General features: G+C 65.2%; 12 protein-coding genes and 2 pseudogenes. 6 read left to right on the top strand and 8 right to left on the bottom strand.

Features of this window, described 5'->3' with window-relative positions; genetic code table 11:
- Window positions 1-35: 35 nt before the first annotated feature.
- From OG293_RS05880 to OG293_RS05910, 7 genes and pseudogenes are all read right to left on the bottom strand, one after another.
- Window positions 36-662 (bottom strand): annotated as a pseudogene (locus OG293_RS05880) (transposase); the annotation flags it as partial.
- Window positions 663-731: 69 nt separating this feature from the next.
- Window positions 732-1,451, bottom strand: a complete 720-nt coding sequence (locus OG293_RS05885) for an IS6 family transposase (protein ID WP_405997696.1) — start codon at window positions 1,449-1,451, stop codon at window positions 732-734.
- Between the two features lie 338 nt (window positions 1,452-1,789).
- The gene (locus tag OG293_RS05890) at window positions 1,790-2,491 is read right to left on the bottom strand and encodes a 4-carboxy-4-hydroxy-2-oxoadipate aldolase/oxaloacetate decarboxylase (RefSeq protein WP_405997697.1); all 702 of its coding nucleotides are present in this window, start codon (window positions 2,489-2,491) and stop codon (window positions 1,790-1,792) included.
- A 125-nt stretch (window positions 2,492-2,616) separates the two neighbouring features.
- A complete protein-coding gene (locus OG293_RS05895; protein WP_405997698.1) occupies window positions 2,617-3,279 on the bottom strand; it encodes an RraA family protein in 663 nt (220 codons plus the stop codon).
- Window positions 3,279-4,304, bottom strand: a complete 1,026-nt coding sequence (locus OG293_RS05900; RefSeq protein ID WP_405997699.1) for an amidohydrolase family protein — start codon at window positions 4,302-4,304, stop codon at window positions 3,279-3,281. Before OG293_RS05900 ends, OG293_RS05895 begins: the two co-directional genes overlap by 1 nt.
- A 315-nt stretch (window positions 4,305-4,619) precedes the next feature.
- Window positions 4,620-5,306 carry an RraA family protein gene (locus OG293_RS05905; protein WP_405997700.1) on the bottom strand — a complete coding sequence of 229 codons (687 nt, stop codon included), beginning with the start codon at window positions 5,304-5,306 and terminating at the stop codon, window positions 4,620-4,622.
- 49 nt (window positions 5,307-5,355) lie between these two features.
- Complete coding sequence (locus tag OG293_RS05910) at window positions 5,356-5,883, bottom strand: MarR family winged helix-turn-helix transcriptional regulator (RefSeq protein ID WP_405997701.1); 528 nt, start codon at window positions 5,881-5,883, stop codon at window positions 5,356-5,358.
- Window positions 5,884-6,320: 437 nt separating this feature from the next.
- Between OG293_RS05910 and OG293_RS05915 the strand changes: the two genes are divergently transcribed.
- From OG293_RS05915 to OG293_RS05940, 6 genes are all read left to right on the top strand, one after another.
- The gene (locus OG293_RS05915; protein WP_405997702.1) at window positions 6,321-7,397 is read left to right on the top strand and encodes a hypothetical protein; all 1,077 of its coding nucleotides are present in this window, start codon (window positions 6,321-6,323) and stop codon (window positions 7,395-7,397) included.
- Window positions 7,398-7,411: 14 nt separating this feature from the next.
- Window positions 7,412-8,686: a histidinol-phosphate transaminase gene (hisC, locus tag OG293_RS05920; RefSeq protein WP_405997703.1), complete on the top strand. Its 1,275-nt coding sequence runs from the start codon at window positions 7,412-7,414 to the stop codon at window positions 8,684-8,686.
- A 92-nt stretch (window positions 8,687-8,778) separates the two neighbouring features.
- Window positions 8,779-9,687 (top strand): transporter substrate-binding domain-containing protein, encoded by a 909-nt coding sequence (locus OG293_RS05925; RefSeq protein WP_405997704.1) that lies wholly within the window; start codon window positions 8,779-8,781, stop codon window positions 9,685-9,687.
- A 103-nt stretch (window positions 9,688-9,790) separates the two neighbouring features.
- Window positions 9,791-10,741: an amino acid ABC transporter permease gene (locus tag OG293_RS05930; RefSeq protein WP_405997705.1), complete on the top strand. Its 951-nt coding sequence runs from the start codon at window positions 9,791-9,793 to the stop codon at window positions 10,739-10,741.
- A 52-nt stretch (window positions 10,742-10,793) separates the two neighbouring features.
- Complete coding sequence (locus OG293_RS05935) at window positions 10,794-11,546, top strand: amino acid ABC transporter ATP-binding protein (protein ID WP_406003512.1); 753 nt, start codon at window positions 10,794-10,796, stop codon at window positions 11,544-11,546.
- A 159-nt stretch (window positions 11,547-11,705) separates the two neighbouring features.
- Window positions 11,706-13,382 (top strand): thiamine pyrophosphate-dependent enzyme, encoded by a 1,677-nt coding sequence (locus OG293_RS05940; RefSeq protein WP_406003513.1) that lies wholly within the window; start codon window positions 11,706-11,708, stop codon window positions 13,380-13,382.
- A gap of 175 nt (window positions 13,383-13,557) precedes the next feature.
- Here the strand turns inward: OG293_RS05940 and OG293_RS05945 are convergent.
- Window positions 13,558-13,911, bottom strand: a pseudogene (locus OG293_RS05945) (ATP-binding protein); the annotation flags it as partial.
- Between the last annotated feature and the right edge of the window lie 2 nt (window positions 13,912-13,913).

A 13,913-nucleotide genomic window follows, 5' to 3' on the forward strand; every position in this document is an offset into this window, starting at 1 on the left:
CCCTGTCTCACATTCGGTGGTGACGGAGCGTGCCGCTATCCGAGGAGGACGCGGTGGCGAAGAAGGGTGAAGCCTGCTCGTCCGTGCATCTGGCGCGCGATCCGCTTGGTCTTGGTGTTGACGCCCTCGGTGGGGCCGTTGCTGTACGGAAGTGTGAGGGCGGCGTTTACGGCGTCGCGGTCTCGTTCTAGACCTCGGGCGAAGGCATACAGGTGGGGCAGGTCGGCGCCGCGGACCTGGACGATCCAACGTGAGAGCGCATCGGCATTGTCGGCGTGAGGTGCAAGGAGCGGGGCGAATTCCCTGATAGGGGCCGCCAGTTGGATCATCTCGGGGCAGGCGGCGGTGAGCTTGGCCAGGAGCTCGTGTTGCTCGGCTTTGAGGTTGTCGGGCCTGGTCAGCAGCATCCGGGCGAGCCGGCGCGGGGAGATATGGCTGCGGTCGGCGTCCGCGCGGCCTTGGTTGATGTACTTGTGCAGGAGGTTCAGGCAGCCCGTGAAGCCCAGGGCTTTGATCTCTTCGAAGAGGTGCAGGACGGGGACGCCAGGGTCCTCGGCCCGGCGTTTTCGCAGGTGCTTGCGGTAGGGGTCGACCAGGCTGGCACGGTACTTGGGGACGCGGAGCATCCGCTCGGGCCGGTCCGCACGGGCGTAGCGTTTGACGGGGCGCTGTCACGTTGACGGGTGCGTGATCGTCTGACGGTGTGGCGGGGCCGGGTTTCGGACTCGGGGTCAGGCCGGGGTGGGTCGGACGGCCACGCCGGTGATGTGGTCCCAGAGCGTGAAGCGGAGGGTCATTTCGAAGCGGTGCCGAGTGGCGGTCAGAAGATGGCGGCGGGGTCGGAAATGGGGCGAGATGCCGCTGAAGGCGGACAGGAACCGCTGCGCTCCGCCAGCGGAGCGGAAGCCCTTCATGGCCTGTTCGCGCTGTCTCGTCGGTTGGTGGCTGTTCTCCGCGCGGTTGTTCAGACCCTTGTGCGAGCGGTGTTCCACCGAGGGCATGACCTCGCGGTGGGCGGCGGCGTAGGAACGGAGCTTGTCGGTGACGATCACTCTTGGCACCGCGCCGGTCGTCTTCATCAGCCTACGGAAGAAGCGCCTTGCGGCGGCCTTGTCCCGGCGGCCTTGGACGAGGATGTCGAGCACGTTGCCGTCCTGGTCGACTGCTCGCCACAGGTACTGCCGCTCGCCGTTGATCTTGATGAAGACTTCGTCCATGTGCCACCTGTCGCCGGGTCGGGGCCGACGGCGGCGCAGTGCGTCGGCGTAGGCCTGGCCGAACTTCAGGCACCAGCGGCGCACGGTCTCGTACGAGACCATCACCCCGCGCTGGAGCATCAGCTCCTCGACCTCACGGAAGCTGAGCGGGAACCGGAAGTACAGCCACACGCAGTGCGAGATCACCTCGACCGGGTAGCGGTGGCCCTTGTACGACGGCGATACAGCCCCCACGGCAGGCCCTCCGAGCCACGACCAACCCGAAGATCATCTCATCCACCGGTCAACGTGACAGCACCGGCGGCGAAGTTCGAGGCGCTGTTTCCCCTTGATGTTGGATACCTGGAGACTGGGACGTGAGGTTCCAGAGGAAGTAGTGCCGGGTGGGAACCGACACAGTGGTGGAGGAGACCCTCAGCAGCGGAGTCCGGGTCAGCGACCAGGACGTCACGGTGAGCATGGCCACGCCGGGGCGCGAACGCAACCCCTGCACCTACCTGGCGTTCCTCGGGCTCGCCATAGCCCTGTGCTGCCATGAACGCGTCGTCCACCTCACCACATGGGACACGGTCTTATCCAGGTATCGGCGGGGCCTGCGAGTATTCGACTCCCAGCTCGTCGATAAGCTCGCGCAGTCCATAAAGGTCCAGGCCCAGGGCTCCGCTCGCGAAGGCGCGCTTGATGTCGACCTCTTTTCGCAGGCGTATTTCGCACTGATCGATCACATGCTGAGCCTGCGCGCGTGGAACACAGGCAACGCCATCGTCGTCGGCGACGATCACATCGCCGGGCCGGATCATCACCGACCCGATGACGATGGGAGTGTTGACCGAGCCCGGCGTCGCCTTGACGGTACCTTGCGCCGAAACAGCGCTCGACCAGGCCGGGAACCCCAGTTCCTTCAGTTCGGCGACATCCCGGATACCGGTGTCGGTCACCAACGCCCGTACCCCGCGTTGTGTGAGGGATGTCGCGAAGACATCACCGAAGTACCCATCGGTGCACGGTGAGGTCGGTGACACCACGAGGATGTCTCCTGCGGTGGTCTGCTCGACGGCCGCGTGGGCCATGAGGTTGTCACCGGGAGCGACCGAGACGGTCACAGCGTTGCCTGCCACCCTGGCCCCGGCCCATATCGGCCGAAGCCTCGGGCCGAGGTATCCGGAACGGCCCATGGCCTCGTGCACGGTCGCCGTTCCGAACGACGCCAGCCTGTCCACAAGGTCCATCGGCGTTCGCGCTGTCCCGACGAAGATCACGTTTCGTGACGGCATGTTTCTCCTCTTTACACGGTGGTGGCGCCTGCTCTAATGCGCGTCGGTGGGTGACCAGGCCGACCGCACCCGGTCCGGTTCAGCGGGGTGAAGAGCTAGCGGGTGAACGCCCGCACCGCCACGTCTCAGCTCCCCGACGCCAGCCGTTGCAGAGTGTGGTAACCGAACGTGGCCCGTGCGTCCCGCAGCGACCCGCTCTTGAGAGCGGCGGCGAGAATATCGGCCTCGCGCTGCGCAATCCGATGTGCCAGTGCGAGGACCTCGTCGATGCGCCCCTGGGGTACGACGACCACACCGTCGTCGTCTCCGATGACCAGGTCTCCCTGTCTGACCTGGACATCACCGAGGTTCACTGTCCCGCCGATCTCGGCAACCTCCACACGGTCCTTGCCGGTGCGCATGAACCGACCACTGCTGAAGATGGGGTAGCCGGTCGTCAGCGCCCGGTGAGTGTCACGACAGACGCCGTTGACAGCTGTGCCGGCTATCCCCCGCTGGATCGAGACGGCGGTGAGAATATCCCCCCATACGGTGCAATCGGTGCGCCCAGCGTTGTCCAGGACCACCACCGCTCCGGCCGGAATGTCGTCGATGTAGTCGCCGACGGTCCCGGGCGGGTATCCGGCACTGACGTATCTCACGGTGTACGCCGGGCCGAACATGCGCTGCCCGTTGGCGAGCGGACTGATGCCGTGGGCGCTGCCGGGCAGGCCGAGCCGGTCGAGTGCGTCCGAGATCGTCGAAGTACCTTCCACCGCGGGCGTGGCGGATGCCTTGTCAGCGGCCATCACGGGTGGACCTTCGCCAGTGGCGGGCAGACCCGGGCCGGATTGTGATGCACGATCTGCCGACGGTCGTGATCGCTGAGCCAGTCGAAGTCGCGGAGGACGGGCAGCAGGTCATCGGAGGTACGGCCGGTTTCCGGTCGCACCGCGCCGCCGGAGCCGGGCGCCTCCACACCGAAGCACATTTGGCTGACGCCGCGTTGTTTGATGGCCGCCTCGAGGAAATGCAGGTCGTAGCCGCATGTGTCGTAGAACAGGTTGTTCGATAGGTCTCGCTGAGGGAGGTGGAAGTCGGTGGCGATAAAGCGGTTGAGGGCCCCGCCGCAGTGACACACGATGATCTTCAGTTCGGGGAACAGGTCGAACACGGGCCCGTGGCCGAGGAACTGAGTCGAGAGGTACTGCTCGGTGACGAAGCCGAGCTGATAGTTGTGTGGCACGACGCCGTACCGGGGGTCCGCGGAATTGCTGCCGTGCACGATGATCGGCAGGCCAAGCTCCTCGCACTTCTCGTACAACGGGTACCAGTACGGCTCGTGCATCCCCGGCGTGGTGCGGCGACCGTCCGGGTCGGGAGTGACATACGCAGCGACGAACCCGTATTCGCCAACACAGCGCTGCAGCTCCTCCAGACAGTGCTTGGTGTCGGGCGCGTCGGCGACCTGCGGCAGCTGGGCAGCACCGAGGAACCGGTCAGGGAAGAAGCTGCACTGCTGAGCAATCATGTCGTTGACATACCGAGCCCACGCCGGAATCAGATGCGGCTGCATCCAACCCAGAACCATGTAAGGCCGTGGTCCCAGAATCTGGACGTCGATCCCCCGCTCGTCAATGTAGGCCACGTGCTCGGCGGCGGCCTCACGGAACTGCTCCGTGCTGACCATGGACTTGCGAGGCAGGCCACGCCCCCCGGACAGCGGGCTTGCCAACGCGCTATTGGTCGCGAGCATGCTCAACAACAGCTCATTGGCTTGGGTTGGAACGGTCACGTGCGCGTGGACATCAAGCACTTTCAGATCGTCATACATGGCGTGACGCTCTCCGCTCTTCGGGCTGACAGATCAACCGACGAAATACATCGTTGCATCTGCTTTGATGATTTGTCAACGAACTTACGACCGCCGTCAGCCGCATCTCCCTCGCGGCGTGCCGGGAAGCTCACGGCGTCCGGCGCGGGGGTACCCTCCCAGCGGCAGCTGGGGGCGCATCGCACGGCGGAGGATCGTCCTCGAACTGGGCGCACTCGGGCGACTCCGCCAGAACACCACGGTCCCTGCCCGTGGCCATGGCTCATCACCCGGTCGGCAGACGACCCAGCACCCCTGGAGACTTCGGGCTGGCGCTCACTGGGGACGAAGCATGTGTTCATACGAGGCACCGAGAACAGCGGCGACCGGCTCTCCACCACGCAGCCGATCCTGCATGACCTTCTCGCGCCGGGCGATCTTCTCCGCCGATTCGATGACCCGCTCCGCGTGGCCGGCCGGCACGACAACGACGCCGCTGCCGTCGGCGACCACAATGTCGCCGGACTCAACGGTCACTCCGCCCAACTGGACGGGCTCGCCGCAGGCTTGTTCGTGTACCCGACCGCGGGCCGTGCGCGTCGCGGCGGCTCGCGCGAAGGCGGGAAAGCCGAGCAGGCGGGCCTCGTCGACGTCTCGGCATGCCCCATCCATCACCACCCCTGCGACGCCGCGAATCGATGCGGCCATCGACAGCAAGCCGCCCCAAGCACCCATCGAGCTGCGGCCGCCGTTGTCGACAACGATGACGCTGCCACGCTGGGACCGTTCGACAGCCTGGGCGCCCAGGTGCACCGGCGGCGCGTCCGCAGGGGCCTCTCCCGGGGCCAACTTGGTCGTCACCGCACGACCGGCGGCCTTCGCCCCCTGCCACATGGGCGTCAGGCCTTCCGCAACGCCGGCCAGGCCGAGACTGTCCATGGCATCCGAAATACAGCAGACGTCCAAGTCTGTGATGCGAAGGACCAATGGGTCCCCGAATTGACCGGTGTCGGTATGGCTCATCCACGTCTCCTTTGGTGCGTCCCCGCATGGCGAATTGCTGGATCCGCGGTCATCGGTCCGTGCGTGCCTCACGGATCACCCGGCGCCGCTCGGCGGCCGTGGGCTCCGCAGACTTCGCGTTCACTTCGGACAGCGAGGTGATAAGGACCTCGATGGCTGAGGTCATCGCCTGATACTGCGCGGGGGTCAGCTCTGCCTTGAGGGCGCGCTCCTGTTCCTGGCGCAGCGGGCGAATCTCCTCGAACAATCGTTCCCCAGTGGTGGTGGCATACAGCAACGGAGCACGGCGATCCTGGTCCGTCGTCGTGCGCGAGACCAAGCCCTGCTTCTCCAACTGGGCGACAGCGCGACTGACCTGGGCCTTGTCGACGAAGGTGCTGGCCGCGATCGCCCGCACGGTGGCACCCGGGTGCAGGACGATTTGGCCGAACACCTTGTATTCCGCGACACCCAGGCCGAACTGGTCGCCGATTTGGGTCGCCAGGCGGCGGTCGAGGAGCTTGGCCAGGATGCTGATGCGGAACGACATCAACGACTCGAACAACTCCACATCGCCTTCTTCTGCGGCTTTACCCATGAGTCCTCCTCGAAGGACGCGGAGTCGCGGCGTCCACGCGTTGAGCGACGCACACGCCCTGCCACGGTGCATCGACAGAACCCTATAAGGGCGTGTCACGCGACCGCCCCGAGACCGCGGCGGGCTCCCCCATGCCCCCCCAAGGCCTCGCCAACGCCGGTGCGGGTCTGTGTCGGTGCGGCTGCGGCGATGGCGCCGTCCCGTCAGGTCCGGATACCCGAATGAGACAGGTGAGCCCCCAGGAAGATCGGCTTCAGGAGGCCCGGCCGCCGGCCGCGCCGAGTTGATCAACGGTTCACCACTCCCGCATGCCTCACGGTCGGTTCCTGCTCACAGAAAGCATACCGCATGTCGTTGACAATGCAACGTTGATACTGACACCATCGTGCCTGATATCGCCGCCCAGCAACGGCGTACATGCACGGGAGGAGCCTGCTATGGCGCAGATTGTTCTCGGGATCGGGACGTCCCACTCTCCGGTCCTGTCGATCCCCGGCGAGCTGTGGGAGTCCTACGCGGAGAACGACCGCAACATCAGGGAACTGGTCTTCCCTCCGGAGGGGATCGCTCTGGATTACGACAGGGCGGTCGCAGCGCACGTTCCCGCCGCCATCAAGGAACGTCGAGGCAACGAAGACAGCTACAAGGAGCAGTTCAAGCGGTGCAACGCCGCACTCGATACGCTTCGCGACAGCCTCCGTGCGGCCCGCCCCGACATAACGATCATCATCAGCGACGACCAGGACGAGTGGTTCTTCGACAGCAATATGCCGGCGCTCTCGGTCTACTGGGGAGAGACCGCACCGCTCGTGCCCCGGCCCATCCGGCCTGACGCGCCGCCGGTCGTGCCCCCGTGGGCCCGCGGCTACGGAGACATTCCGCTCGACGTCCCCGTGCCGGCGGCATTCGGCCGACACCTCATCGAGTTCCTCATGGACAACGAGTTCGATATCTCTCATATGACCTACGCCGAAGACAGCTACAGCGGAAAGGTTGCCCGTCGGTTTCCGACGCCCGATGGCGAACTGGACTTCGTGCTGGAAACCGAACCGCATGCGCAAGGGCTTCCGCACGGGTTCTCGTTCATTGTGAAGAGGTTGTTCGAGAACAAGCCCGGTCCGATTCTTCCGGTGTTCCAGAACACCTGCTATCCGCCCAATCACGTGCGTCCCTGGCGTTCCTACGACTTGGGCCGCAAGATTGCTGAGGCGGTCCAGGCATGGGACGAAGACATACGTGTGGCGTTGATCGCGTCGGGTGGGTTGAGTCATTTCGTCGTTGATGAGGACCTGGACCGCACGGTCATCGAGGCGCTGCGCACGAAGGACGAGCAGACCTTGCGCAATCTTCCTCGCCATCGTCTGCTCTCGGGAACGTCCGAGACACTGAATTGGGTCGCGGTCGGTGGTGCCCTGGCCGCGAGCCGACTGCAGGCCGAACTCATCGACTACGTCCCCGTCTACCGGAGCGAAGCGGGCACCGGTGGCGGTTGGACCTTCATGCTCTGGCGTTGAAAAGGCGCGCGATCGTGTCAGACGACAGCCGACAGGACATCCCGGCGGACCGCGACGGCCACGCCCCGGGATTCAACAGGTGCGCCGACCCCGCCGCGTCGCTGCCGGGCACCGCGACGTCCATGACCGCCGACGGCTTCGCCACCGAGGCATCCCCACTTCCTGTACTGGCTGAACGCGCGAGCGCCTTGCTCGCCACGCTGCCGCGATACACCCCGGGCATGCGCCCCGTCACGGACTGGGACGGTGCGGGACCGGTGGTTCGCCTGGCCAGCAACGAGATGGCCTTCGAACCGCTGCCTGGCGTCCTCGAAGCGCTCCAGTCGCCCGAGGCGATCATCCGGTACCCCGACAACACCGCGACTGCCGTCCGCGAGCGCATCGCACAGCATCTCGGAGTGGACAAGCCGTGGGTGACGGTCGGCAACGGTTCGGTCGGCATCGTCCGGCAGATGGTCGACCTCGTCGTCGGCGACGGCGACGAGATCCTCATGGGGGCACCATCGTTCGATGCCTACGCGAGCGTGGCCCACATCGCGGGAGCGAGGACGGTCCGGGTGCCATTGTCCGTCGCCAGTCTCGATCTCGGCGCGATGCTCCGCAAAGTCGGCGACCGCACTCGTATCGTGTTCGTCTGCACTCCGAACAATCCCACCGGCGGTGTCGTCACGCACAAGGCGTTGACCCAGTTCCTCAAGGCATTGCCGGACCATGTCCTGGCCGTCATCGACGAGGCGTATTTCGAGTTCGTTGACGACCCTGAGGCAGCTGACGGCGTCCGCTTCGCACGCGAGTACGAGAATGTCATCTGCCTGCGAACGTTCTCGAAGGCATACGGGCTGGCGGGGCTTCGCCTTGGTTACTGCGTTGCCCATCCGTCGTTGATCGAGGCGCTGCTCGCGGTGCAACCGGCCTTCGCGGTCAACGCAGTCGCGCAGCGAGCCGCCGCTGTTTCACTTGACCAGAACGAACACATGGCCGACCGGGTCACAGCCGTCAGGGCCGAACGCGCACGCCTGCGCGAGCAACTCGTCGATCTCGGAATACCAGTTCCGCCTTCGCAGGGGAACTTCCTCTGGCTGCCTGTGGGCACCCTCGTCGCCACCCTGGTCTCCGAGCTGGCGACCGCCGGCATTCTGGTCCGCGCCTACGGAGACGTAGGCGTTCGCGTCACCATCGGGACTCCCGAAGAGAACGACCTCTTCTTGGCCGTGCTGACCCGCCTCATTGACCGGCGCCGTGCCCACGGCGCACCCGAAATCACACTCGAAACAGAACACCGAGCGTGATCGAGATGTCTTGTCGCCCCTTCAAGAGCGGCTGAGGAAGCCCAACCAGCGAAAGGCACAACATGATTGCGAAGAGCCGTACCAAGTCGGCCGTGAACAGACCTGTGGCTCTGGCCGTGGCCGGGCTCGTCGTCGTCTCCGCCGCTGCTTGCGGCAGCAGCGACGAGGACTCCACCACCGCCGGAGGAGCGACCGGCACCACAGCCGTCGACAAGTCCGCCCCGCTGTATTCGATGCTTCCGGCGAGCATCCGGAAGGCGGGGAGGATCATCGTCGCCGCTCCGCTCAGCGCTCCCCCCTTTGTCTACCTGGACGGTGACTCCCTCAAGGGGCTGGCTCCTTCTCTTTCGACTCAGCTCGAGTCACTGTTCGGCGTGAAGTTCAAGTGGGTCGACACACCGTTCCCAGCGCTGATGCCCGGCATGAAGGCCAACAAGTTCGACATGTTGTGGGGAGTCCTCACCGACACCAAGGAGCGCGAGAAGTCTCTGAACTTCATCGATTACCAGCGCGACGGCGCGGTATTCCAGGTGAAGGCCGGCAACCCCCAGAAGATTTCGGGCATGAGCAGTCTGTGCGGTAAGGCCGTTTCCTCTCTCAGCGGCTCTCAGCAGACCGACCTGCTCAAGTCCGAGGCGGCAAAGTGTACTGAGTCGGGGAAGAAGCCGATGGACATCAGGCTCTACGGCAGTTCCTCCGACGCGCAGCTGGCTCTGAGCAGCGGGAGGGTGCAGGTCTACTTCAACTCCCAAGGCGCCGCGATGCACGCCGCGAATACCGCCAAGAATAAGTTCGCCGTCGCCGGACCGGTGTATCAGAAGCAGTTGCTCGGGGCGGCGTTCTCCAAGGACGACGAGGGCACCAAGCTGAGCAAGGCATTTCAGGCCGGCGTCCTAAAGCTGATGGAGAGCGGGCGATACAAGAAGGTCTTCGAGGACGCACGCCTCGAAGAGCTTGCCATCTCCAGAGATCAGGTCAAGCTCAACGGCGGCCTGTCATGACCCGTGCGACGCATTCGGCTGCGCCGCCGGCCGGATGCGTCGCACCACCCGTCAGAAGCGGTGTCCCGCAGGGAATCCTTACTGGAAGGCTGCAGGTGACGCGATGCTGCGACCGAAACACCACGCCCTGACGGCCAACACGCCGTCCTCACGCAAGAAGGTATCTGCCGACATGAGCCAGCCGGGCACTGAGGCTCAGCGCTCCCCTGAACGGGCCGGGAACGAGGCTGTGCCCGGCCCGCGAGCCCGGCCGGTACGGCACTTCGGCCAATGGATCGTCGCGGCAGTCGTGGCCTATTATTTCGCGGGGTTGCTGTATTCGCTCTACGAGAACAAGAACATCGACCACTCGGTCATCGGTGACTACTTGGTCCAATCCGCGATCATGGACAGCCTGTTCACCACCCTCAAGATCAGCATCGTCTCCGCTCTTCTGGGGTGTGTACTCGGCGTGGTCATCGCCGTGTGCAGACTGTCGGGCAACCGCATTCTGGCGTACGTGAGCTGGCTCTATATATGGTTCTTCCGCGGCTCGCCCTTGCTCGTCCAGCTGTTGATCTGGGGCAACTTCGCCCTTCTCTTCAAACACGTCGGCCTGGGTCTGCCGTTCACGGATGTCACGTTCTTCAGCTTCGACACAAACACCGTCATCACACCGTTCGTGGCGGCGGTGCTCGGTCTCGGCCTCAACGAGGGCGCTTATATGGCCGAGGTCGTGCGTGGAGGAATTCTCGCGGTCGGCCCCGGCCAGGTCGAGGCAGCCAAAGCTCTCGGGATGGGCAGTCTGCAGACGACGAGGCGCATCGTCCTTCCACAGGCCCTTCGGGTTATCATCCCCCCGACCGGGAACCAGTTCATCAACCTGATCAAGGCGAGCTCCCTGGTGTCGGTCATCGCGGGCGGCGATCTACTGACCAGCGCCCAGACCATCTCCTCCCTGAATCTCAAGACGATCGAACTACTTACCGTAGCGACATTCTGGTACCTCGTGATCGTCACAGCCGCAAGCATCGGACAGTACTTCCTCGAACGGAGAGTGGGCCGTGGCCGTTGAGAGCTCCACACTGAGTGAGTCACAGACGGCGCCGATGTCGAACGCGGAACCTTTGGTGGTGGCGCGGGACGTCCACAAGAGCTTCGGGCACGTCGAAGTCCTGAAGGGCATCAGTCTTTCTGTCGATCCCGGCGAGGTCCTCTGCCTGCTCGGCCCGTCCGGCTCCGGCAAAAGCACGTTCCTCCGCTGCATCAACCACCTGGAAAAGATCGACCGGGGCCAGGTGCACGTCGACGGCCAGATGGTCGGCTATCGCCAGCGCGGTGGACACCTCCACGAGCTCAAGGAACGCGACATATGTCGCCAGCGTGCGGATATCGGCATGGTCTTCCAGAGCTTCAACCTCTTCTCCCATATGACCGTGCTGGAGAACATCATCGAGGCGCCGATCCGGGTGAAAGGGGAGACGAAGAAGCAGGCGGTGGAGCACGCACACGCACTGCTGGATGACGTCGGTCTTGGTTACCGCGCTCACGCCTACCCAAGTCGTCTCTCCGGCGGGCAGCAGCAACGCGCGGCGATTGCGCGCGCTCTGGCCATGCGCCCGAAACTGATGCTGTTCGACGAACCCACCTCCGCGCTCGACCCGGAACTCGTCGGAGACGTGCTGGGTGTCATGCGACGCTTGGCGCAGTCGGGAATGACGATGATCATCGTGACCCACGAGATCGGCTTCGCCCGCGAGGTCGCCGACACGGTGGTGTTCATGGACGCCGGTGTGGTCGTCGAGTCCGGTGAACCGAAGCAAGTGATCAACTCCCCCAGCCACGCTCGGACCCAGAGCTTCCTGTCGAAGGTCCTCTGAGCCCATGTCTCCCACCGGACAAGCTTCCTCGCCAGGGTGTGAGCGGTACGCGCTGGGGCGGCCGGCCGTCGCGTCGCGCCCACCTCGCGGCGCCCAGTGCGGCACGCACGGTGCGGCACAGCGGGCAGTCACCACTGATGGAGTCGGCGGATGGTGAACATGACTGGCGGGGAGGCGCTCGCGGCGCAGCTGATCGTCGAAGGTGTGCACGATGTGTTCGGCGTTCCGGGCGTGCAGTTGGACTACGCCCTCGACGGGCTGGCGCGGCACCCGGACAAGATCCGCTTCTTCAACACCAGACACGAGCAGGGCGCCGCCTACATGGCTGACGGCTACGCCCGCGCCACCGGTGACGTCGGAGTGTGCATGGTCGTTCCCGGCCCCGGCGTTCTCAACGCCGGAGCCGGGCTGGCCACGGCGTTTGCCTGCTCCTCGCGTGTCCTGTGCATAGCCGGCCAGCTACCGTCCTGGGCCATCGAACGTCACCTTGGGCTGTTGCACGAGGTGCCTGGGCAAAGCCAGATCTTGGCATCGGTGACGAAATGGTCGACCATGGCTCGCACGCCCGAACAGATCCCGGCCGCTGTTCGGGCGGCGTTCCGCGAACTTCGCTCCGGGCGCCCGAGGCCCGTCGCCGTCGAAATTCCTCCCGACGTCCTCCAAGCCACATGCGATGTCGAGTTGATCGAACCGGACCCGGACGAGGCGGGACGCACCCCCGCGGATACGGAACAGTTGGGCCTGGTCGCCGAGGCGCTCCGCGGTGCCGCTCGCCCCGTCATCTATGCCGGCGGCGGCGTGGTGAGCGCCGTCGCCTCCGCGGAACTGCGACAACTCGCCGAGCGCCTTGACTCGCCCGTCGTCTTGAGCCGTGGCGGGCGAGGAGCGCTGTCCGACAGACACAGACTCGCCTTGTCGAGCGTCGCCGGCCGACGAGTGATTCCGCATGCCGACGTCGTGCTCGTCGTCGGCAGCCGCTTTACCACCACCATGGGCGCCGTTGTACCCACCTTGCCTACCACCACCCTGCTCGGCATGAACGTCGACGTGAACGACCTCGGGCCTCCCCGCCCCTACGCACACACAGTCGTGTGCGACGCTCAGCTCGGTCTGTCTGCCCTCGCCGACCTCATCGGCCCGAGACGGCGCGACCCGGCAGGCGCTGACGAGCTGAACGCGGCCCGCCTCTGGGCCCAGGCCCAATGCGAGGCTGTCGTACCGCAAAACGCCTGGCTCCGGAGTCTGCGAGCCGCCATCCCTGATGACGGGCTGTTGGTCAACGAGCTGACTCAGGTGGGCTACCTCGCCAACGTCGCCTATCCCGTGTTCACCGAGCGCGCCTACATTGCGCCCGGATACCAAGGAACCCTGGGGTACGGGTTCCCGACAGCACTCGGTGCCAAGGCGGCTCACCCCCATCGACCGGTCGTCTCGATCACTGGTGACGGCGGATTCGGATGGTGCATGTCCGAGCTGTCCACGGCCAGAAAATACGGCCTGGGCGTCGTCACCGTCATCTTCAACGACGCGGCCTTCGGAAACGTTCGCCGAACCCAACACGATACATTCGCCAACAGATACATCGGATCCGACCTTGTCAATCCCGACTTCGTCGCTCTCGGCCACGCATTCGGTGTCCACGCCACGCGCGTGAGCACCCCCGCCGCGCTCCAAGCGGAGCTCAGCAACGCGATCGCTGTCGACCAGCCGGCACTCATCGAGGTCACTGTGGGCGAAATGCCCAGCGCATGGCACCTCATCATGGAAGTCGGTGAGATCCCCCCCTCCCGGACGGTCTGTGGTGAAACACCCGGTGTTCCGGATTGTCCTTCCTAGGTGGACAGGATTCCACCTCCGTACCAGCACGAACGGACCGATAGCCGAGTCCGAGGACCCGGCACCGAGCCCGACCGCGCCGCCGTTGAGGGAGCCCACTGATCAGACCGAACCTCGCTTGACCCCGGTTCGGCCGGACCAGCAGCAGCGGGTTCCGAACGGCGCAGGAAAGCCATTACGCATGGTCCGGCGTCGCGTGTGTCAGGGCCTGTTCGGCCCAGATGGTCTTGCCCCGCGCGGTGTACCGGGTTCCCCATGCCTGCGTGAGCTGAGCGACGAGAAACAGCCCACGACCGCCCTCATCGGTAGTCCGGGCCCGCCGCAGGTGTGGAGAGGTACTGCTGCCGTCGGACACTTCGCAGATCAGCGCCCGGTCCTTGATGAGACGCAACCGTACGGGCGGTGCCCCATAACGGATGGCGTTCGTGACGAGTTCGCTGACCACCAGTTCGGTGGTGAACTGGAACTCCACCAGCTCCCACGCGGCCAACTGCCCGGCGACTGCCGCGCGAACCTCATTGACGAGCGCCA

The organism is Streptomyces sp. NBC_00829, from assembly GCF_045161795.1.
Lineage (GTDB): Bacteria > Actinomycetota > Actinomycetes > Streptomycetales > Streptomycetaceae > Streptomyces.

Bases quoted from the DNA above. Each gene is read 5' to 3' on its own strand.
- OG293_RS05905 (WP_405997700.1), bottom strand. From the start codon at position 5,306: ATGAGCCATACCGACACCGGTCAATTCGGGGACCCATTGGTCCTTCGC.
- OG293_RS05915 (WP_405997702.1), top strand. From the start codon at position 6,321: ATGGCGCAGATTGTTCTCGGGATCGGGACGTCCCACTCTCCGGTCCTG.
- OG293_RS05890 (WP_405997697.1), bottom strand. From the start codon at position 2,491: ATGCCGTCACGAAACGTGATCTTCGTCGGGACAGCGCGAACGCCGATG.
- OG293_RS05900 (WP_405997699.1), bottom strand. From the start codon at position 4,304: ATGTATGACGATCTGAAAGTGCTTGATGTCCACGCGCACGTGACCGTT.
- OG293_RS05910 (WP_405997701.1), bottom strand. From the start codon at position 5,883: ATGGGTAAAGCCGCAGAAGAAGGCGATGTGGAGTTGTTCGAGTCGTTG.
- OG293_RS05940 (WP_406003513.1), top strand. From the start codon at position 11,706: ATGACTGGCGGGGAGGCGCTCGCGGCGCAGCTGATCGTCGAAGGTGTG.
- OG293_RS05930 (WP_405997705.1), top strand. From the start codon at position 9,791: ATGCTGCGACCGAAACACCACGCCCTGACGGCCAACACGCCGTCCTCA.
- OG293_RS05895 (WP_405997698.1), bottom strand. From the start codon at position 3,279: ATGGCCGCTGACAAGGCATCCGCCACGCCCGCGGTGGAAGGTACTTCG.